This is a genomic window from Azospirillum cavernae, assembly GCF_003590795.1.
Taxonomy (GTDB): domain Bacteria; phylum Pseudomonadota; class Alphaproteobacteria; order Azospirillales; family Azospirillaceae; genus Azospirillum; species Azospirillum cavernae.
The window spans coordinates 1962000-1980724 of the sequence record NZ_QYUL01000001.1 but is presented as its reverse complement, the minus strand read 5'-3'; the positions used below and the strand labels follow the sequence as shown (position 1 = coordinate 1980724).

Here is an 18725-nt window from a genome sequence, read left to right as displayed (position 1 = left end):
GGGCCACATCAAGGCCGCGCGCCCAGCTTGGCCGAATCCACCCACCAGGTCGCCGGGAAATTGCTGTTGCGGTAATCCTGGTCGTATTTCGGCGGCGTCGCCGGGTGGGCCAGCCATGTTTTGTGGGCGATCCAATTGTCGGGGTTGTGCCAGTGCGGGATCATGTAAAAGCCCCACAGCAGCACCCGGTCCAACGCGCGGGTGGCGGCCTGCACGCTGTCCAGATCCTTGGCCGACAGGGCTTTTTCGATCAGAGAGTCGGCGGCGGGTTCGCGGATTCCGGCGTAATTGGCCGATCCCTTGGTCGCCGCCGCCGCTGAGCCGAAATAGCCGCGCAATTCGGTGCCCGGCGGGGTGAAGAAATTCATGTTCACCACGACCGCGTCGAAATCGAAATCGTCCAACCGCGCCTGATACTGGGCGCTGTCGACGATGCGCAGGCTGGCCTCGACGCCGATCTTGCGCAGGGCCTCGATGTAGGGCTGGATCACGCGGGTCAGGGCGCCGCTGCCGTCGAGAAACTCGATGCGGAAGATTTCGCCGCTTTTCACGTTGGTCAGTTTGCCGTTGCGAGCTTCCCAGCCCGCTTCCTTGAACAGCCGCGTCGCCTCGCGCTGTTGGGCGCGGTTGTTGCCGCTGCCGTCGGTGGTCGGCGGTTCATAGGGTTGGGTGAAGAGCCGCTCCGGCAGGCTGGCGCGGAAGGGGTCCAGCAAGGCCAACTCGGCGGGGGAGGGCAGGCCGCTGGCCCCAAACTCCGAATTGGGGAAGTTGGAGCGGGTGCGGCGGTATTGGCCGGACAGGATGTTTTTGCGGATCCAGTCGAAATCGAACAGCAGGCCCAGCGCCTCCCGCACCTTGGGGTCGGCGAAGGCGGCGCGGCGGGTGTTCAGCCGAAAGCCCTGCGCGCCAAGCGGCAAGTCGCTGGGCACGGCGAGTTTGACGATTCGGCCATCCTGCATGGCGGGGAAATCATAGCCGGTGGACCAGCGTTGCGCCCGGTATTCGGGGCGGAAATCATAGGCGCCCGCCTTGAACGCCTCGAACATCACGTCGTCGTCGCGGTAATAGTCGATCTTGACGCTGTCGAAATTGTAGAGGCCCCGATTCACCGGCAAATCCCGGCCCCAATAATCGGCGACCCGCTCATAAACGACGCTGCGCCCGGCATCGACGCTTTTGATCCGGTAGGGGCCGCTGCCGAGCGGCGGTTCCAGCGTCGTCTTGGAGATGTCGCGCCCGTTGGCGGTCCACCAATGCTGCGGCTGGGGCGTGAGGGTGACGGCGAAATCAATGATCGGCTTGATGTCGCCGACTCCATTGACGGTGATCTTGACCCGCCGGTCGTCCAGCGCCTCCACCGTTTTGACGCGGTCGAGGAAGGATTTCAGGAAGGGCGCGCCGTGCGCCTGCAACTGGTCCCAGGTGAACACGACGTCCCGCGCCGTCACCGGCTCGCCGTCGTGCCAGTGCGCGCCCGCCCGCAGGGTGAAGATCGCCCAGGACCGATCATCAGGCAGTTCGACGCTCTCGGCCAGCGCGCCATAGGCGGCGTCCAGTTCCCAACCTGAGGGGACCATCAGCGTGTCGGAGATCAGCCCCAGCGTGCGCGGGGGGACGCCGCGCAGGATCAGCCCGTTCAAACTGTCGAAGCTGCCGGGCGCGGCCAGCGTCACCGCGCCGCCCTTGGGCGCGTCGGGGTCGCTGTGCGGGAAATGCTGGAAATCCGGCTTGAACAGTGGTTCGCCAAATTGTTTCAGAGCCGGAACGACATTTGTTCCAGCAAAGGCGGGCATGGCGAGAGCGAGGAGCGTGGCGGCAACGGCAAGAACACGGCGCATCGGCGGAACCGTCGTTGGTCAGAACGCCTGTGATTGACCGTCAGCCATCGGTTCCGGTCAAGGGGTAATCCGTTGACCGGGGGCGGGTGGGCGTTTGGTCAGGCCGTCTGCTGGTTGGTCGTGCGCCAATGGTCGTTCATGCGGTCCATCAGTTGACGGTAACGGCGGTCGGACCGCATCAGCTTGCGCACCGCCTTGCCGTGGCGCGGGTCGCTCAGCATCCACCCCTCCGCCGCCTTCTGGTGTTCGGGATGGATGGACAGGAGATAAATGGCGGCTTGTTCGGCTTCCGAAATGACTTTCTCGTTCAGCCCTTCCAGGATCGCGCCGACATAAAGCGGCAGGACATTGCGGAAATCGGCGGGACCGCCGCCGCCGTCCTCGCCATCCGTCGCCGCCGCGCCGTCGGCCAACAGGGCTTGCCGCTCGGCCTCCGGCAAGGCGAAAAAGGCGTCGAGGCCCAGCAGCAGGTCGCAGACCGTCTTCTTGCGCACCATCCAGTTGGCCCCGCCCGCCACCCGCGCGGCCAACCCCTCCAGAAAGGGGCGCAGCTTTTCAGGGGATGTTTCGAAGACGGAACGGGATGGGGTTTCGATTGCGGTCATAACGATTTCCAAACAATCCAGAGATTGAGCCGGTCAACCGGCCAGCGCGGCCAGCGCCTCGCGGTGGGTGACGGCGTCGCCAGCGGCGATCACCCGGCCGGTCGAGTTGGCGTTCAGCGGCGCGCCCTCCCAATCGGTCATCAGCCCACCCGCCCCGATGACGACGGGGACCAGGGCGGCGAAGTCGTACAGCTTCAACCCCGATTCCACGACCAGATCGTAATAGCCCGAGGCGAGCAGACCGTAGGTGTAACAATCGCCGCCATAGGCCGACACCTTCACCTGCGAAACGACTCGCCGGTAAGCGTCGTAATCGCTGCCGGGGAACAGATCGGGGGAGGTGGTGCCGAACATCGCCGCCTTGACGCCGCCGGGGCAGGGGCGGACGCGGGCGGGCTGGCCGTTGTGGGTGGTCGGGCGGCCCGTCACGCCGACCCAACGGTCGCCGATGATCGGCTGGTCGATGACGCCCAGGACGGGGGTTCCCTTGTGCAGCAGGGCGATCAGGGTGCCGAAGATCGGGCGCCCGGCGATGAAGGATTTGGTGCCGTCGATGGGGTCGATCACCCACACCCATTCGGCGTCGAGATTCTTCGTGCCGAACTCCTCGCCGAAAATGCCGTCGTCGGGGCGCTGCGATTCGATGATCGTGCGGATGATGCGCTCGGCCTCGCGGTCGGCGATGGTGACGGGGGAGTGATCGGCCTTGTCGTCCACCGCCACGGCGGTGCGGAAGTAACGGCGGATCACGCTGGCGCTGGAGTCGGCCAACCGTTGGGCAAGCGCCACCAGATGGGCGGGGCAGGTCTCGGTCATCGGGGGGTCCTTCTGGTCGGCGAATGCGGGGTTGGCGGCATCCTAACGGTGTCGATGACGGGCGCAAACCCGAAAGCGCGTCGCGCCCCCTTTCCGGCGCGGCGGGGTTGTGGCAGCCTGCGCGGCATGTCCGACCGACCCAATGTCTATGCGGGCGTGCCGCTCGACCGCGCCGCGCACCGCCGCAAGAACGAAGACTGGCTGAAGGAGGCTTGGCGCGCTCCATCGACGCGCCTGTTGCCGGTCTGGCGATCCCGCAGCTTCGTCACCGGCCCGGCGGACGCGGTCCGCGCGGTGCTTGTTCCGGTTGATCCCGGGTTGGATGCCGTGCCGATTTTCCTGGGCTTGTTGACTGAGGGGGAGCAGGCGGGCGCGGCGATCTTCGCCATCGATCTTCCCGGCGAGGAATCGCCGGAATCGCTGCCGCCGCTCGCCGGATTGGGCCGGTTTGAGGATTTGCGCGCCGTCGGCCCGCTGATGCCGGAGGGGGAGGCCGCGTTCTGCGCCTACGCCCGTGGCATGGCGTGGTGGAACGCCCGGCACCGCTTTTGCGGCGTCTGCGGCGCCCCGGCGGCGAGCGCCGAGGCCGGGCATGTTCGCGTCTGCACCGATCCGGCTTGCGCCACCCACCATTTTCCGCGCACCGATCCGGCGGTCATCATGCTGGTGCATGACGGGGCTGATCGGATGGTGTTGGGGCGGCAAAAGCAATTTCCGCCCGGCGTTCATTCGGTGCTCGCCGGATTCGTCGAGCCGGGCGAAAGCCTGGAGGAGGCGGTCGCGCGCGAGGTGCTGGAAGAGGTGGGCTTGACCGTCACCGACGTCCGTTACCGTTCGGCGCAGCCCTGGCCCTTCCCGTCATCGCTGATGCTGGGCTTCACCGCGCGGGCGACCAGCTTCGACATTGCGACGGACCAGGACGAGTTGGAAAGCGCCCGCTGGTTCGACCGCGCGTACCTGCGCGATCACACGCCCAGCGACGATTTCCGTCTGGCCCGCCGCGATTCCATCGCGCACCGCTTGATCCGCGAGTGGATCGCGGAAGGGTGAGGACCGCATCGCCCTTCCGTTTGGGTTTTCAGTGAATGAACAGCTTTGCGAAGATGCCGATCTGAAAGGCCAGCACGAAGCCGAGCATCCATTTCATGAGATTCATGTCGGATTTCAGGCTGCTGACGTCGTCGTCATTGCGCATCGTCAGCGCCCATTCTGCAACGGCGCGGCGCGGGCGGGCGCGCGGCGGTCGAAGCTGTTGGGGTGACGCTCGCAGGCCTCGTGATACAGCATCATCAGATCCTGCACCTTGGCCGGGCGATGCTGGTTGGCGTCGCACAGATTGTCCCACACCATCTGACGCACGGCGGCGTCGCCCCAGGGGTGGTCCAACAGGCTCGCGCCTTTTTCCAGCGCGGTCATGAAGGGCAGATGTTCGTGTTTGGCGATCTGGGTCACTTCTTCCGCGTCGAGATTCGCGATTCCCAGACAATCGAGCATGGTGAGCATGGCAACCTCCATCCTAGGGCGCCATGGCCGTCGGCGGGGTGCTTCACCCGTCAGCCGCCGTGGTGTCGGTCAACGTCCAACTTTTTTCTTGTCTCTTTCATATAGCAATTTTTGCCGGTCTTGCCCATGGGGTGGGCGGGATCCCGGTTGCTAAGTCACAGCCATGCGACGGAATGCCGCGAAGATCACGGCGTCCGCGCACGGTTCTGTTGCGTTGCAGCAGGGGGCCTGCCTCAATCCTCGCCGATCAACTGGCTTTCCTGATAGCGGAACGGGTTGGCCGGATAGACGCCGAGGATCTTCACCTCGCGCGCGAAGAAATCCAGCTCCTCCAGGGCCAGCTTCAGGGGCCGCTCGTCGGGATGGCCCTCGACGTCGGCGTAGAACTGGGTCTGGGTGAAGCGGCCGCCGACCATGTAGCTTTCCAGCTTGGTCATGTTGACGCCGTTGGTGGCGAAGCCGCCCAGCGCCTTGTACAGCGCCGCCGGAACGCTGCGCACGCTGAAGACGAAGGTGGTGATTGTCTTGCAGGACCCCAGAGCGGGCTGTTTCGGCTCTCGCGCCAGAATCAGGAAGCGGGTGGTGTTGTGGTCGGCGTCCTCGATCCCGCTTTTCAGGATGTCGAGGTGGTAGATCTCGGCGGCGAGCGAGGATGCGATGGCGGCGTGTCGCGGGTCGTTCAACTCGGCGATTTCCCGCGCGGCCCCGGCGGTGTCGGCGTGGTTGATCGCCTCCAGCCCCAGCGCGCGCGTCATCATTTGGCATTGTGACAGCGCCTGGATGTGGCTGCGCACCGTCTTGATGCTGTCGAGCGTCGCCCCCTTGGGCGCCAGCAGCATGTGGTTCACGCGCTGGAAATGCTCGCCAATGATGTGCAGGCCGCCTTCGGGCAGCAGATGATGGTTGTCGGCGACCCGTCCGGCGATGGAGTTTTCCACCGGGATCATCGCCAGCGAGGCCTGGCCGTCGCGCACGGCGGCGAAAGCGGCGTCGAACGTCGGGCAGGGCAGCGTCGCCATGGTCGGGCGGGCGTTGCGGCAAGCCAGATCGGAATAGGCCCCAGGGTATCCCTGAAAGGCGATGACGTTGGCGTTCGACATGGAACCGGCTCGCTGGCGGGTGTTACAGGGAGAAGCGGCGGGCCAGCAACGTGCGGGCGCGCTCCAGGTCGGCGGGAGTATCAACGCCAAGTGGCACCGCGTCAACGACCGCCGCGTCGATCCGCAGGCCGAAGGCCAGCGCGCGAAGCTGCTCCAACCGCTCGCGCTGCTCCAGCACCGACGGCGGCAGGCGGACGTAGCGTTCCAGCGCCGCCCGGCGGTACGCGTACAGCCCGATGTGGTGGTAGAGGTCCCCCTCGCCCCACGGCGCGGTGGCGCGGGTGAAATACAGCGCGCGGCCCCGCTTGGCCGAGGGGGCAAGCTCCAGCACCGCCTTGACCACGTTGGGGTCGGTCCGCTCCTCCTCCCGGGTGATTGGCACCACCAGGGTGGCGATGTCCACCGCCGGGTCGGACAGCGGGGCGAAGGCGGCGCGCACGACGGCGGGTTCGATGGTCGGCAAATCGCCCTGGACGTTCACCACCGCGTCATATTGGCCGTCGGGGTCGATCAGGCTCACCGCCTCGAAAATCCGGTCGGAACCCGATGGGTGGTCAGGCCGGGTCAGCACGGCGGTTCCGCCCGCCGCCTCCACCGCTTTGGCGATTTCCTTTTCCGCGCAGGCGACGATGACCGGGCCAATCTCCGCCTCCATCGCCCGGCGCAGGACATGGACGATCATCGGAACGCCCAGAATGTCGGCCAGCGGCTTTCCGGGCAGCCGGGTGGACGCCATGCGCGCCGGAATCACCACGATGGGGTTGCTGGGCGGCGGGGAGACGGGTGCGGTCATCGGCGGCTCGCTTCGGGCAAACGCATCGGGCGGCGCGGTTCGGGGACCGTGGGGCGCGATGCCGGGATGGGGCGACGCTTGCGCATCTGGGGCGGGTGAAACATGGATCCAAGAGCGGCGTCAAGGCTTGTGGCGATTTGGCCGCGCCGCCCGGTGACAAGCCCGCCCGCGCACGGTATGGTGCGGTCAATCGCCTCACGCGAAGGCGGCGGCAACGCCCCCGGCGGCACGAGGGCCAGCGAACCGAGACAAGGGACTAAGAGACTCACATGAGCATGGAGTTGAACAAGATTTTCGGCGCCGTCCTGCTGGCTGGCTTGATCGCCATGTTGTCCGGCTTCGCGTCCGAGGTGCTCGTCCATCCGAAAAAGTCGGAGAAGAACGCCTACGCCGTCGTCGTGCCGCAGGGCGCCGCCGTCGCCGACAAGGGGGCCGCTGCGCCCGCCGGCCCGGCGGCCATCGGCCCGTTGCTGGCCTCGGCGGACGCCGCCGCCGGTCAGGGCGTGGCCAAGGCCTGCGCCGCCTGCCACAGCTTCGACAAGGGCGGCGCCAACAAGGTCGGCCCGAATCTGTTCGGCGTCGTCGGCGGTCCGAAGGGCCACGTGGCGGGCTTCGGCTATTCCGACGCGCTGGTCAAGACCGGCGGGACCTGGAGCTTTGATGAGCTGAACAAGTTCATCTATGACCCGAAGGCCTACGCCCCCGGCACCAAGATGACCTTCGCCGGTCTGAAGAAGGACGCGGAGCGGGCCAACGTCATCGCCTATCTGCGCTCGCTGTCGGACAGCCCGGTTCCGCTGCCCAAGTAAGCGCTTTCCGCGCGACGGAACAGGCCCCGGCGTCCGATGGGACGGCGGGGCCTTTTTCATTGGGGCTTTTCGTGTCGCGTCAGGCCGAGGCGGCGACGGGCTGGGGCGTCGGGGTGCGGCGGGTCGGCGTGGGCGTCGGTGCGCGGGCCAGGGCGGCGAGGCTCAGCCGGTCGGCGCCCATCAGCGCCTCCGCCGCGAGTCGGCCCGAGATGACGCAGGCCTCCACGCCTGGGCCGGGGAAGACGCCGCCGCCCGCCAGACACAGGCCGGGGATTGGCGCGCGCCGGGTGAAACTCTCCTGCGTCGGATCGACGCCATAGATCGCTCCGCCGCTGCTGCGGGCGTAGCGGGCGAAGGTGGCGGCGCTGGCGTCCTGGCGCACGGTGACGCGACGTTGCAGATCGGGAATCAGGCGGGCGGCGGCGGCGATCATCGCGTCGCCTTCGGCGGCCTTGCGCGCCGCGTAATCGGGGGCGGAGCGGTCCCACAGCGGCGTGCCGTCCGGGCTGTTGGCGGGAGCCAGCCGGATCAAGGTGACGGCGGCGTGCCCCTCCGGCGCGAGGCTGGGGTCGTGGATCGAGGGAATGGCGATCGCCAGCGGCGCCTCCCCGTCCAGAAAGGTCAGGGCGGGCAGGTCGGGAACCATGTCCAGCCCCAGCGTGACCATGAAGGCCGAGGTGGACGGGCGCAGCGCCGCGCAGCGCGCGGCGTAGGCGGCGGGCAGATTCTTGGCCCCGACCAGTTCCAGCATGGTGCGGCGCACATCGGCGTTGGACACCACCGCGCGGGCGCGGATACGGCGGCCATCGGCGGTCTCCACCCCGGCGGCGCGGCCCCCGTCGATCAGAATGCGGGCGACGGGCGCGCGCCGGCGCACCTCGCCGCCGTTGGCGCGGATCGACTGGGCCAGCGCGTCGGCCAGCGCTTGCGAGCCGCCCGCCGGGTAGCGCCCGCCCTCGAACCAATAGCCGAAGATTGGGGCCATCTGGGTGACGGTCAGCAGGTCCGGTTGGTCGCTGAGATAGCCGGTCAGAATCGACAGCGTCCGCCGCGCGCCCGCGTCGGGGATGAACTGGTCGAGCATCGCGTGAAAGCGGCGGCCCTGCCAGCGGAAGGCGTGCGGCGATTCGGTGGCGTAGGCGCGCAGGGCGGCGACGCTGTCGGGGATGTTGGGCAGGCCGCGTTCGCCGCAACCCCGGTACAGATCGGCGTGGATCGCCCGCATTTCGGCCATGAAGGCGGCAAGACCGGCGGCGCTGCCGGGATGGTCGGCGGCGATCATGGCGACCAGCCCGTCGGCGTCGTCCGGCAGGGCGCGGAAACGACCGTCAAGCCACGCCCCGCGCGTCACCGGGCGCCAGGCGACGCGGTCCTCAATCTCCAGCGCGCGCAGCAGATGGCCGAGCGGCCCGTCGCGGTGGGCGCCGCTGACGTCGTGAACCCCGGCGTCGAAGACGTAGCGGAAGGGCGGCGCCCCCGGCTCCTTGCGGTTGCGCGCCTTGACCAGCCACGAGGTGCAGAAGCCGCCGGGCCGGTCATGCGCCTCCAGCACCGTGACGCGGGCGCCGGCCTTGGCCAGCAGCGCCGCCGCCGTCAACCCGCCGATGCCGGAACCGACCACCACGACGTCGGAGTCGTCGGCTGCGTCGCCCGCTGAGTCCGTGGTCGGGCGGTTGGCGTGAACCGCCGGGGGGGGAAACGCGGGCGGTTCCCAGGGGTGGGGATCCCGCTCGGCCAGCCGTTGGCGCAAGCCACGTTCAATCAGCCAGCCCGGGCCATGGCGGTTGGCCAGGACGCCCAGCAGGGTGGAGCTGATGGACAACGTCGCCGCTCCATCGGGAAACAGCCCGAACCCGGCGGCCCCGATCAGGAACAAAACGCCCCACAGCGCGGTCATCGCCCGGTTGACGGCGACGAATTCGGGACGGTCCCACAGCGCGCGCGGCCAGTCGTCGCGGGCGTATTGCAGGGTGAAGGGCGTTCCCAACGCCAAACTGCCGAAGGCCATGGCGGCGAGCGCCAGATGCAGGCTGAGGCCGATGTGCGCCTGCGGCCACCCCCAACCCAACGGGGCGGCTGCCAGCAGCGTCAGGAAATAGGCGGCGGCGACCAGTTCCGGGGCCTTGTAGGAGCCGCGCAGCCGGTCAATTCCGCAGAGCGTCAGACTGGCGAACAGACCGACGAGGCTGGCCGCCATCGGCCCGGCCAGCGGCAAGACGGCGCCGAACAGCATCCAAGGGGAGAAGCCCAGAACCAGCCGCAGGGCCAGCGGAATTTTCCAGGAGGAGATTTTCAGGAAGGATCGGGACGAACGCATCGGACAGACACCATCGCGGGTTGGGATCGCGAGGCGACGGTGCCGAGGCGAAAGCGCCGACGCGAGCCAAGTTCCGCGAACGCGCCGCCGCTCTTCGTGAATGGTTGGGGCCGGTCATTCGCGAAGCGTGAACGGTCGGACAGGGCGGAACGCCTTGGTTTGCCTGGGATGTGGCGGCGGCGCTTGCCCCCACCCCATCCCTCCCCCGCGTTGCGGGAGAGGGGGCCGGAGCTTTGGCGGCGTTCGGCGGAGTTCCCTCTCCCGCAACGCGGGGGAGGGTTAGGGAGGGGGAAAAAGCGTTTCTCGTATCGCCTACAGCGGACGGCGCGCGCGCAGGGCGGCGGTCAGGGTGCCGTCGTCCAGATAGTCCAACTCGCCGCCGATGGGCACGCCGTGGGCCAGACGCGACACCGACACGTCGGCCTCGGCCAGCCGGTCGGTGACGACATGGGCGGTGGTCTGGCCGTCCACCGTGGCGTTGAGGGCGAGGATCACCTCGCGCACCGCCGGGTCGGCGGCGCGGGTCGCCAGACTGTCGAGATTCAGATCGTCGGGGCCGACGCCCTGCAAGGCCGACAGCAAGCCGCCCAACACATGATAGGTGCCGCGAAAGGCGCGGGTGCGCTCCAGCGCCCACAGATCCCCGGCGTCTTCGACCACGCAGATGATGCTGCGGTCGCGGCTGTGGTCGGCGCAGACGGCGCAGGGGTCGCGGCTGTCGAGGTTGCCGCAGACCGAACAGGCGCGCACCGATTCGCCCGCCAGCGCCATCGCTTCGGACAGGGGAACCAGCAGGCTGTCCCGCCGCTTTATCAGATGCAGCGCCGCCCGCCGCGCCGACCGTGGCCCCAGCCCCGGCAGCTTCGACAGCAACTGAATCAGACGTTCGATTTCAGATCCGATCATGGGGGCGCGCATCCGCCTCTCCCCCCTGGGGAGAGGTCGACCGGCTGCGCCGGTCGGGTGAGGGGGCAGACCCTCTCCCTCGGGGAGAGGGTGGCGCCACAGGCGCCGGGTGAGGGACGTCGCCAATCCCGACGCGGGTCGGGTTGGATCCCCCTCACCCTAACCCTCTCCCCAGGGGGGAGAGGGGATGGTGCGGATTTGCGACTCAGAACGGCAGCTTGATGCCGGGGGGCAGCTTCAGGCCGCCCATCAGCTTGGCGGTTTCTTCGGCGACGTGCGCCTCCACCTTCTTCTTGGCGTCGTTGAAGGCGGCCTGGATCAGATCCTCCAAGACCTCGGTCTCTTCGGGATCGACGATGGACTTGTCGAGCTTGATCTTTTTCATCTCGCCCTTGCCGTTCACCGTGACCGTGACCATGCCGGCCCCGCTCTGCCCGGTCTTTTCGACGTCGTCCAGACCGGCCTGCATTTCCTGCATCTTGGCCTGCATCTGCTGGGCCTGCTTCATCATGTTGCCGATATTTTTCATCGGTCATACTCTCCTTCGTCATCGAGCGGGTAATAGACCCCGTCGTCTTGCTGCTGAACCATGAAATCGGGCGATTCGCCGTCGTCGGCAAGCGCGCCGCTTTCGGCGGCGGCGATGGCGGCGAGGTCGCGGATGTCGATGATCTCGGCCCCCTGGAAGGCGTCGAGAATGGCGCGCACCACCGGGTTGGCCTCGGCGTCGGCGCGGGCGCGGCGTTTGTCGGCTTCGTCCTGGTCGCTCAGGCTTGGCTGGGCCGGGCCGTCGGACAGGGCGACGATCCAGCGCTGGCCGGTCCATTCGGTCAGGAACTGCCCGACCTTGAAGGGCAGGTTGGTCGGGGCCGACGGCTTGAGCTTCAGCTCCAGCCGCCCCGGCTCCAGCCGCACCAGTTGAACGGCGTTGACCAGATAGCCATAGAGCGCGCCCTCGCGCCGTTCGGAGAAAAGCTGGGCCAGCGCGCGGAAATCGCGCGGCATTGGCGACAGCTCTTCACCCGCCGGAACCGGAACCGGGGCGAGCGCCGCCGGGGCGGCTTGCGCGGGCAGGCTTTGGGCTTGCGGCTGTTCGACGCTGCGGGCGACGGCGTGGGCGGAGCCGCCGCCGCTCATCGCGCTGGTCAGGACGGCGACCGGGCCGCCCCCGCCGCCGGGGCCGCGCGTGGGCGCGCCGCCGTTGGCGTTTTGCTGGGCCTGGAACTGGCGGATCAACTCGCCCGGCGTCGGCAGGTCGGCGGCGTAGGACAGGCGGACGATGACCATCTCCAACGCCTGCTGCGGCGACGGGGCGATCTGCACCTCGCCCAAGCCCTTCAGCAGAAGCTGCCAGGCGCGGGTCAAGGCGGGCATGCCGAGCTTGGCCGACAACGCGCCGCCGCGCGTCCGTTCGGCCTCCGGCAGGGACGGGTCGTTGGCGGTGTCCGGCACCACCTTCAACCGCGTCAGATTGTGGACGAGGTCGAGCAGATCCTGAAGGATCACCAGCGGATCGGCCCCGACGCGGTGCAGGTCGGACAGGATGTCCATCGCCTCGGCGGGCCGGGCGGAGACGGCGGCGTCGAACAGGTCGATGACGCGAGTGCGGTCGGCCAACCCCAGCATGTCGCGGACCTGCTGCGCCGTGACCAGCCCGTTGGCGAGCGCGATGGCCTGATCGAGCAGCGACAGCCCGTCGCGCACCGACCCGTCGGCGGCGCGCGCCACCAGGGCGGCGGCGTCCGCCTCGATCTCCGCGCCTTCCTGGGCGGTGATGCGGGTGAAATGATCCTTCAACACCTGGGCGTCGACGCGGCGCAGGTCGAAACGCTGGCAGCGCGACAGCACCGTCACCGGAACCTTGCGGATTTCGGTGGTGGCGAAGACGAACTTCACATGGCTGGGCGGCTCTTCCAGCGTCTTCAGAAGCGCGTTGAACGCGTTCTTCGACAGCATGTGCACTTCGTCGATGATGTAGAGCTTGTAGCGCGCCGACACCGGGGAATAGCGCACGCCGTCGATGATCTCGCGGATGTCGTCCACGCCGGTGTGGCTGGCGGCGTCCATCTCCATCACATCGACATGGCGGTCTTCGGCGATGGCGCGGCAATTGTCGCAAACGCCGCAGGGGTTGACCGTCGGCCCGCCGGTCCCGTCCGGGCCGGTGCAGTTCAACGCGCGGGCGATGATGCGGGCGGTGGTGGTCTTGCCGACGCCGCGCACCCCGGTCAGCATGAAGGCCTGGGCGATGCGCCCGGAATGGATGGCGTTGGTCAGGGTGCGGACCAGCGCGTCCTGGCCGATCAGCTCGTCGAAGTTTTTCGGGCGGTATTTGCGCGCCAGCACCCGATAGGCCAGCCCGGCGGACGCGGGCGGGTGCGGGGAAGCGGCGGTGGTTGCGGCGGCGGTGTCGGTCACGCGGCAGGCCCGTTTCGGCGGCAGGGGGTGGATCGGCTTTTCATCAACGGGCCGCAGAATAGCGTCCCGGCGCCGCGCTGTCGCCGTTTCTGTGCGTCGTCGTTCGCGTTTGCAAACGGTCTTTTTGGGTATGAGGTGGGAGACTGGACGAACGACCCGAGCCGTAACTCGTTGCGGCTGCTTCCTTCCGGACCTGACCGGGTTGGCGAGGGACTCGTCCGACGCCAGTCTCCCGCCGCTTTTATGGCGATTCTGTTGCCGGGATGCAAGGTGATTTCGTTGGCGCGGTTTCCACGGGCGCGGCTCCACCCCCCAGATAGGCGCGCGGGCTGGCCCCGAGCGCGCGGCGGAACATGGCGGTGAAGGCGCTGGCGCTGTCATAGCCCGCCGCGCGGGCCACCTCGGAAATCGGGCGGCCCAGCGCCAGTTGGGCGACGGCTTCGGCCAGCCGGGCCTGTTGCCGCCACGCGCCAAAGGTCAGGCCGGTTTCCTTCAGGAACAGCCGGGCGATGGTTTTGCCGCTGGCCCCGGCTTGATCGGCCCAGGATTCCAGCGTGTCGGCGCGGGCGGGCTGGTCAAGCAGGGATTGGCACAAGCGGCGCAGGCGCGGATCCTGGGGCATCGGCAGGCGCAAGGGCGCCTCGGGCGCGCGGGCCAACTCGTCGAGCGCCAGCGCGCCGATCAGCCCGGCCCGTGGGGCGGGCGGGGCGTCCGCCGGGATCTCCATCGCCGCCAAAATCAGGGCGCGCAGCAGGTCCGACACCTCGACCACCCGGCAATCGGCGGCGGGCATGAAGGGGGCGGCGGCGGGGTCGATGAACAGGGTGCGCAGCCGCACCAACCCCGTCACCAGCCAACCATGCTCCACCCCCGCCGGGATCCACACCGCGCGCAGCGGCGGCACGATCCAGGCCCCGCCGCCGGTCGTCACCCGCATGGCGCCGCTGGTGGCGAACAGCAATTGCGCCCGGCTGTGCCGGTGCGGATCGACCACCGATCCCGGCGGGTAGTCGCGCGACAGGGCCAAAATCGGTTGCGGGTAGGGATCGAAGCGGGGAAGGCCGGGGCTGGTGATGCGCATGGAAAATCCGTTGAGCGGCGTGTCCGTTTTGCGATGAAACTTGACCGGACGCATCGTAGAGGACGCGGCTAACCTGTCCAGACCTTCCATCAATGGTCAGGAACAAGGATCATGCCGTCTCCATCGCCAAGCCCGGCCCAATCGCCAAGCCCGGCGGAGTCCCGCCGGGTCATCGCCTTCATCAACGCCGGGCATTTCGTCGATCATCTGCTGATGCTGGTTTTTCCCACCGCTGTGTTGGGCATCGGGGACCGTTTCGGTTTGGGCTTTGGCGAGCTTCTCGGCCTGTCGCTCGGCGGCTTCATCGCCTTTGGCGCGGGGTCGATTCCAGCGGGTTGGCTGGGCGACCGCTGGAGCCGCCGCAACATGATGGCGGTCTTTTTCCTTGGCATGGGCGCGTCGGCGGCGTTGACCGGCTTGGCTCCGTCGCCCGCGCTGTTGGCGGTCGGGCTGGCGGTGACGGGGCTGTTCGGGGCGATTTATCACCCGGTCGGCACGGCGATGCTGACCGCCCACGCCAACGCGCTTGGCGGACAGATGGGGCGGGCGATTGGCGTCAACGGGGTCTGGGGCAATCTGGGCATCGCCGTCGCGGCGCTGGCCACCGGCGGCTTGACGCAATGGTTTGGCTGGCGCGCCGCCTTCATTGTGCCGGGGGCGCTGACCATGGCGCTGGGCGTCGCCTTTCTGGCGCTGGTTCCCGACAGCCCGGCCCCGGTCAAGGCGGCGTCGCGCGGCGCTGGGCGCTTGCCGCGCGCGGTGGTGCTGCGAGCCTTCGCCGTTCTGGCGGTGACGACGGTGGCGGGTGGCGTGGTGTTCAACGCGGCGACGCTGGCCCTGCCCAAGCTGTTTGACGAGCGCTTGAGCCTGTTGGCGCAAACCCCGCTGGGAATTGGCGCGCTGGTCAGCGCGGTTTACGTGATCGGCGCGACCTCGCAATTGATCGTCGGGCGGCTGCTGGACCGCTGCACGCTGCGCGCGATCTTCATGCCGCTGTCCTTTTTGCAGGCGCCCTGCCTGATTTTGGCGGGCTTCGCCACCGGCTGGGAGTTGGTGGCGGTGGCGACGGTGATGATGTTCGCGATCTTCGGTCAAGTGACGATCAACGACACCATGGTCGCCAAATACACCGACGACGCCTGGCGCTCGCGGGCCTACGCCATCCGCTATCTGATTTCCTTCGCGGCGAGCGCGGTGGCGGTGCCGTTGGTGGCGGTGCTGCACGACCAGGGCGTCGGCGCGGCGCCGGGCGGCTTCACCACGGTGATGCTGGCGCTGGCGGGCTTGGGCGGCGCGATCTTCCTGTCGTCTCTGGCCTTCCCGCACCGGCCCGACGAGGTGGCGGGCGCGTCGCCGGTCGCGGCGGAGTGAGCGCGCGGACACGCACGCTCACGGGCCAAACCGCTCCACGGTGAAGTCGATGAAGCTGCGCAGCTTGGCCGACATGCGGCGGTCCTTCTGGAACAAGAGATTCATCGGACGGCTTGGCAGTTCATGGTCGGGGAACAAAGCGATCAAACGCCCGGCGGCGACGTCGTTGGCCAACAGCGCTTCGGGTTGAAGGACGACGCCGATTCCAGCCAGGGCGGCGGCGCGCAGGCCAGGGCCGCTGTTGACCTCAAGCCGGGGATGAATGGCGACGCTGACCGGGCCGTCCTCGCCCGTGAAACGCCATTTGGACTTCGCCGAATAACGAAAGGCCAGACAGGTGTGGTGGGCGAGGTCGTCGGGCGCCGACGGGCTTCCCATCCGCGCCAGATAGGCCGGAGAGGCCGCGACCATCATCCGGTAGGGCGCAAGCGGGCGGGCGATCAGGCGGGAGTCGCTCAAGGGGCCGATGCGGATCAGCGCCTCATACCCGTCATCCACCAAATCGACCGCCCGATCGTTGAGATCCAAAGCCAGATCGACGCCGGGAAACGCGGCGAGAAAATCGGCCATCGCGGGGATCAACCGTTCAACCCCGAAGGACACCGGCGCCGACACCCGCAGGCGGCCGCGCGGTTCGGAGCGTTGGGCCAGCAATTCCGCGCGAACCTCGGCCACCTGCGACAGGATGCTCTGGCAATGGGCGAGGTAGAGGATTCCGGCTTCGGTCAGGCTCTGCCGCCGGGTGGTGCGGTTCAGCAACCGGACGCCAAGCTCCTCCTCCAGCTTGCGGATGTGGTTCGCGATCATCGTTGGCGACAGGGTCAGCGTTTTGGCGGCGGCGGCGAAGCTTCCCGCCTCCACCACGCGGGTGAACACCGTCATGCTCTCAAACTGGCTCATTCCACACTCTGGCTTTGGAGTGAAGCAATCAGACGACCGTTTCAGCAAAAATAATTGGCAATCATGCTGGCCCCATCTTCACGGCTTCAGCAAGGGCGATCCGCATCATGACGACGAACACGATGGCGAACAGGACGACGAACAGGATGGCGACGAGCGGCGCGCGTTATCCCGATCTGGCGGGCAAGGTCTTCATTGTCACCGGCGCGTCCTCCGGAATCGGCGCGGCGACCGCCCGTCTTCTGGCCGCTCAGGGCGCCCGCGTCGCGCTGGCGGCGCGGCGCGCCGACGCCTGCGCGGCGTTGCTCGCGGACATTCAGACGACGGGTGGAGAGGGAATGGTGGTTGCGACCGATGTCGCGCAGGATCGTGACGTGGCGCGGTTGGTCGCGGCGACGCTTGACGCCTTCGGTCGGCTGGATGGAGCCTTCAACAACGCGGGCGCCTTGGGCGCCGCCGGGCCGGTCGATCAAATGGGCGATGACGTTTACGACGCGATTTTCGATGTGAATGTGCGGGGCGCTTTCCATTGCTTGCGCCATCAGGTTCCAGCGATTCGGGCGAGCGGTGGCGGCGCGCTGGTCTTCAACGCCTCGATGGCCGGGGTGGTCGGCTTCGCCAACGTCGCGGCCTACACAGCCAGCAAACACGCGGTGGTCGGGTTGACGCGCAGCGCCGCCCTGGAGTTGGGCAAGGACGGAATTCGCGTCAACGCGGTGTGCCCCGGGTTTGTCGACACCGCGATGTCGGATCAACTTTTCGCGACGCGGGAGGACAAACTGGCTTACGTCGCCGATTCACCCGCTGGACGGTGGGGAACCCCGGACGAAATCGCCGCGATGACGTGTTTCCTGTTGAGCGACGCGTCCAGCTTCGTCAACGGCCAGCCAATGCTGGTGGATGGCGCTTACACCGCCCGTTGAGCGGACTTGCGCGGTGGCGGGGTGTTTCCCGCCACCGCGCAAGCGTGTGGACGCTTTTACTTCGCCAGAGCGGCGACGCCCGGCAGTTCCTTGCCTTCCAGCCATTCCAGGAAGGCGCCGCCGGCGGCGGACACATAGGTGAATTTGTCCTCGGCCCCGGCGTGGGCCAGCGCGGCGACGGTGTCGCCGCCGCCCGCCACCGACAGCAGGCCGCCCGCTTCGGTGCGGTCGGCGACGATCTTGGCGACGGCGTTGGTTCCGGCGTCGAACGGGGCGATTTCAAAGGCGCCGAGCGGGCCGTTCCACACGATGGTCTTGGCGGCCTTCAGCTTGTCCGCCAGGAAGGCGACGGTCGCCGGGCCGACGTCCAGGGCCATTTCATCGGCGCCGATGCCGTTGGCCGGAACCACGTGGTTGGCGGCGCCCGCCTTGAATTCCTTGGCGACGACGAAATCGGTCGGCAGCAGGATGTCGCAATTGGCCTCTTTGGCCGTCGCCATGATGGCGCGGGCTTGGTCGGCCATCTCCTTTTCGCACAGGCTGGCCCCGACATCGACGCCCTGCGCGAACAGGAAGGTGTTGGCCATGCCGCCGCCCAGCGCCAGCATGTCCACCTTGCGGACCATGTTGCCGAGCAGGTCGAGCTTGGTCGAAATCTTCGCCCCGCCGACGACGGCGGCGACCGGACGCTCCGGCTTTTCCAACGCCAGGGTCAGCGCCTTGAGTTCAGCCTCCATCAGACGCCCGGCGGCGTTGGGCAGCAGGCGGGCGACGCCCTCGGTCGAGGCGTGGGCGCGGTGGGCGGCGGAAAAGGCGTCGTTGACGTAGACGTCGCCCAGTTCGGCCAGTTGCGCGGCGAAGGCCGGATCGTTCTTTTCCTCTTCGGCGTGGAAGCGGGTGTTTTCCAGCAGAACGATGGCGCCCTCATGCACCTTGGCGATGGCGTCCTTGGCGGGCTGGCCGACGCAATCCTCGGCGAAGGCGACTTTCTGGCCGACGGCGGCGCTCAGCGCGTCCAGCACATGGCGCAGCGAGTTCTTGGCGTCCGGGCCGTTCTTCGGGCGACCGAAATGCGACAGAACGACGACCTTGGCGCCCTTCAGCGACAGCTCTTTCAGGGTCGGGGCCAGACGGTCGATGCGGGTGGTGTCCGACACCTTGCCGTCCTGCATCGGCACGTTCAGATCGGCGCGCACCAGCACCGTCTTGCCGTTGACCTCGATGTCGTCGATCGTGTTGAAATCGGTCATTGCCGTGCGTTCCCAATTTGTGGCCAGGGTATGGCCGGGCGTGAAAATTTCGGCGCAGCCAAGCACAGCGGACCACGCTTTGCAACCGCCCGCAG

At 68.0% G+C, this 18725-nt stretch carries 17 protein-coding genes and 1 other RNA gene; 4 read left to right on the top strand and 14 right to left on the bottom strand.

Annotation, left to right across the window (positions count from 1 at the left end):
• Window positions 1–8: 8 nt before the first annotated feature.
• The 3 genes from D3877_RS09075 to hisN all read right to left on the bottom strand — a co-directional run bounded on the left by D3877_RS09075 (window position 9) and on the right by hisN (window position 3259).
• Window positions 9–1838, bottom strand: coding sequence for an extracellular solute-binding protein (locus D3877_RS09075; protein WP_119830289.1), 1830 nt, complete (start codon window positions 1836–1838; stop codon window positions 9–11).
• Window positions 1839–1936: 98 nt separating this feature from the next.
• Complete coding sequence (locus D3877_RS09070) at window positions 1937–2443, bottom strand: hypothetical protein (RefSeq protein ID WP_119830288.1); 507 nt, start codon at window positions 2441–2443, stop codon at window positions 1937–1939.
• Window positions 2444–2476: 33 nt separating this feature from the next.
• Window positions 2477–3259 (bottom strand): histidinol-phosphatase, encoded by a 783-nt coding sequence (gene hisN, locus D3877_RS09065; protein WP_119830287.1) that lies wholly within the window; start codon window positions 3257–3259, stop codon window positions 2477–2479.
• A gap of 126 nt (window positions 3260–3385) precedes the next feature.
• Between hisN and nudC the strand changes: the two genes are divergently transcribed.
• Window positions 3386–4309, top strand: coding sequence for an NAD(+) diphosphatase (gene nudC / locus D3877_RS09060; protein ID WP_119830888.1), 924 nt, complete (start codon window positions 3386–3388; stop codon window positions 4307–4309).
• 147 nt (window positions 4310–4456) lie between these two features.
• Here the strand turns inward: nudC and D3877_RS09055 are convergent, their stop codons facing one another.
• The 3 genes from D3877_RS09055 to D3877_RS09045 form a co-directional block, all read right to left on the bottom strand.
• Entirely contained in the window at window positions 4457–4762 is a 306-nt protein-coding gene (locus D3877_RS09055; RefSeq protein ID WP_119830887.1) for a hypothetical protein, read from the bottom strand.
• Window positions 4763–4995: 233 nt separating this feature from the next.
• Window positions 4996–5862 carry a prephenate dehydratase gene (locus D3877_RS09050; RefSeq protein ID WP_119830286.1) on the bottom strand — a complete coding sequence of 289 codons (867 nt, stop codon included), beginning with the start codon at window positions 5860–5862 and terminating at the stop codon, window positions 4996–4998.
• A gap of 22 nt (window positions 5863–5884) precedes the next feature.
• Window positions 5885–6655, bottom strand: a complete 771-nt coding sequence (locus D3877_RS09045; RefSeq protein ID WP_119830285.1) for a 3-deoxy-manno-octulosonate cytidylyltransferase — start codon at window positions 6653–6655, stop codon at window positions 5885–5887.
• Between the two features lie 269 nt (window positions 6656–6924).
• Between D3877_RS09045 and D3877_RS09040 the strand changes: the two genes are divergently transcribed.
• Window positions 6925–7464 (top strand): c-type cytochrome, encoded by a 540-nt coding sequence (locus tag D3877_RS09040; protein WP_119830284.1) that lies wholly within the window; start codon window positions 6925–6927, stop codon window positions 7462–7464.
• A gap of 79 nt (window positions 7465–7543) precedes the next feature.
• On the opposite strand, the gene D3877_RS09035 is transcribed toward D3877_RS09040, so the two are convergent.
• From D3877_RS09035 to D3877_RS09010, 6 genes are all read right to left on the bottom strand, one after another.
• On the bottom strand, window positions 7544–9781 hold the full coding sequence (locus tag D3877_RS09035) for a phytoene desaturase family protein (RefSeq protein WP_119830283.1): 2238 nt from the start codon (window positions 9779–9781) through the stop codon (window positions 7544–7546).
• Window positions 9782–10093: 312 nt separating this feature from the next.
• On the bottom strand, window positions 10094–10687 hold the full coding sequence (recR, locus tag D3877_RS09030) for a recombination mediator RecR (RefSeq protein WP_119830886.1): 594 nt from the start codon (window positions 10685–10687) through the stop codon (window positions 10094–10096).
• A gap of 205 nt (window positions 10688–10892) precedes the next feature.
• Window positions 10893–11216: a YbaB/EbfC family nucleoid-associated protein gene (locus D3877_RS09025; protein WP_119830282.1), complete on the bottom strand. Its 324-nt coding sequence runs from the start codon at window positions 11214–11216 to the stop codon at window positions 10893–10895.
• Window positions 11213–13105, bottom strand: coding sequence for a DNA polymerase III subunit gamma/tau (locus D3877_RS09020; protein WP_119830281.1), 1893 nt, complete (start codon window positions 13103–13105; stop codon window positions 11213–11215). Before D3877_RS09020 ends, D3877_RS09025 begins: the two co-directional genes overlap by 4 nt.
• Window positions 13106–13240: 135 nt before the next feature.
• Window positions 13241–13338: signal recognition particle sRNA small type (ffs, locus tag D3877_RS09015), an RNA gene on the bottom strand.
• An 8-nt stretch (window positions 13339–13346) separates the two neighbouring features.
• Window positions 13347–14186 carry an AraC family transcriptional regulator gene (locus tag D3877_RS09010; RefSeq protein WP_119830885.1) on the bottom strand — a complete coding sequence of 280 codons (840 nt, stop codon included), beginning with the start codon at window positions 14184–14186 and terminating at the stop codon, window positions 13347–13349.
• A 111-nt stretch (window positions 14187–14297) separates the two neighbouring features.
• Here D3877_RS09010 and D3877_RS09005 point away from each other — a divergent pair, with 111 nt between their 5' ends.
• On the top strand, window positions 14298–15557 hold the full coding sequence (locus D3877_RS09005; protein ID WP_119830280.1) for an MFS transporter: 1260 nt from the start codon (window positions 14298–14300) through the stop codon (window positions 15555–15557).
• An 18-nt stretch (window positions 15558–15575) separates the two neighbouring features.
• Here the strand turns inward: D3877_RS09005 and D3877_RS09000 are convergent, their stop codons facing one another.
• Window positions 15576–16457, bottom strand: a complete 882-nt coding sequence (locus tag D3877_RS09000; RefSeq protein WP_119830279.1) for a LysR family transcriptional regulator — start codon at window positions 16455–16457, stop codon at window positions 15576–15578.
• 107 nt (window positions 16458–16564) lie between these two features.
• Here D3877_RS09000 and D3877_RS08995 point away from each other — a divergent pair, with 107 nt between their 5' ends.
• Entirely contained in the window at window positions 16565–17380 is an 816-nt protein-coding gene (locus D3877_RS08995; protein ID WP_199720729.1) for an SDR family NAD(P)-dependent oxidoreductase, read from the top strand.
• A 56-nt stretch (window positions 17381–17436) separates the two neighbouring features.
• Here D3877_RS08995 and D3877_RS08990 read toward each other — a convergent pair whose 3' ends face one another.
• Window positions 17437–18630, bottom strand: a complete 1194-nt coding sequence (locus D3877_RS08990; protein ID WP_119830277.1) for a phosphoglycerate kinase — start codon at window positions 18628–18630, stop codon at window positions 17437–17439.
• Window positions 18631–18725 lie beyond the last annotated feature (95 nt).

Coding starts and splice junctions, on each gene's coding strand:
- D3877_RS09075 (WP_119830289.1), bottom strand. CDS start 1,838: ATGCGCCGTGTTCTTGCCGTTGCCGCCACGCTCCTCGCTCTCGCCATG.
- D3877_RS09070 (WP_119830288.1), bottom strand. CDS start 2,443: ATGACCGCAATCGAAACCCCATCCCGTTCCGTCTTCGAAACATCCCCT.
- hisN (WP_119830287.1), bottom strand. CDS start 3,259: ATGACCGAGACCTGCCCCGCCCATCTGGTGGCGCTTGCCCAACGGTTG.
- nudC (WP_119830888.1), top strand. CDS start 3,386: ATGTCCGACCGACCCAATGTCTATGCGGGCGTGCCGCTCGACCGCGCC.
- D3877_RS09055 (WP_119830887.1), bottom strand. CDS start 4,762: ATGCTCACCATGCTCGATTGTCTGGGAATCGCGAATCTCGACGCGGAA.
- D3877_RS09050 (WP_119830286.1), bottom strand. CDS start 5,862: ATGTCGAACGCCAACGTCATCGCCTTTCAGGGATACCCTGGGGCCTAT.
- D3877_RS09045 (WP_119830285.1), bottom strand. CDS start 6,655: ATGACCGCACCCGTCTCCCCGCCGCCCAGCAACCCCATCGTGGTGATT.
- D3877_RS09040 (WP_119830284.1), top strand. CDS start 6,925: ATGAGCATGGAGTTGAACAAGATTTTCGGCGCCGTCCTGCTGGCTGGC.
- D3877_RS09035 (WP_119830283.1), bottom strand. CDS start 9,781: ATGCGTTCGTCCCGATCCTTCCTGAAAATCTCCTCCTGGAAAATTCCG.
- recR (WP_119830886.1), bottom strand. CDS start 10,687: ATGATCGGATCTGAAATCGAACGTCTGATTCAGTTGCTGTCGAAGCTG.
- D3877_RS09025 (WP_119830282.1), bottom strand. CDS start 11,216: ATGAAAAATATCGGCAACATGATGAAGCAGGCCCAGCAGATGCAGGCC.
- D3877_RS09010 (WP_119830885.1), bottom strand. CDS start 14,186: ATGCGCATCACCAGCCCCGGCCTTCCCCGCTTCGATCCCTACCCGCAA.
- D3877_RS09005 (WP_119830280.1), top strand. CDS start 14,298: ATGCCGTCTCCATCGCCAAGCCCGGCCCAATCGCCAAGCCCGGCGGAG.
- D3877_RS09000 (WP_119830279.1), bottom strand. CDS start 16,457: ATGAGCCAGTTTGAGAGCATGACGGTGTTCACCCGCGTGGTGGAGGCG.
- D3877_RS08995 (WP_199720729.1), top strand. CDS start 16,565: ATGACGACGAACACGATGGCGAACAGGACGACGAACAGGATGGCGACG.
- D3877_RS08990 (WP_119830277.1), bottom strand. CDS start 18,630: ATGACCGATTTCAACACGATCGACGACATCGAGGTCAACGGCAAGACG.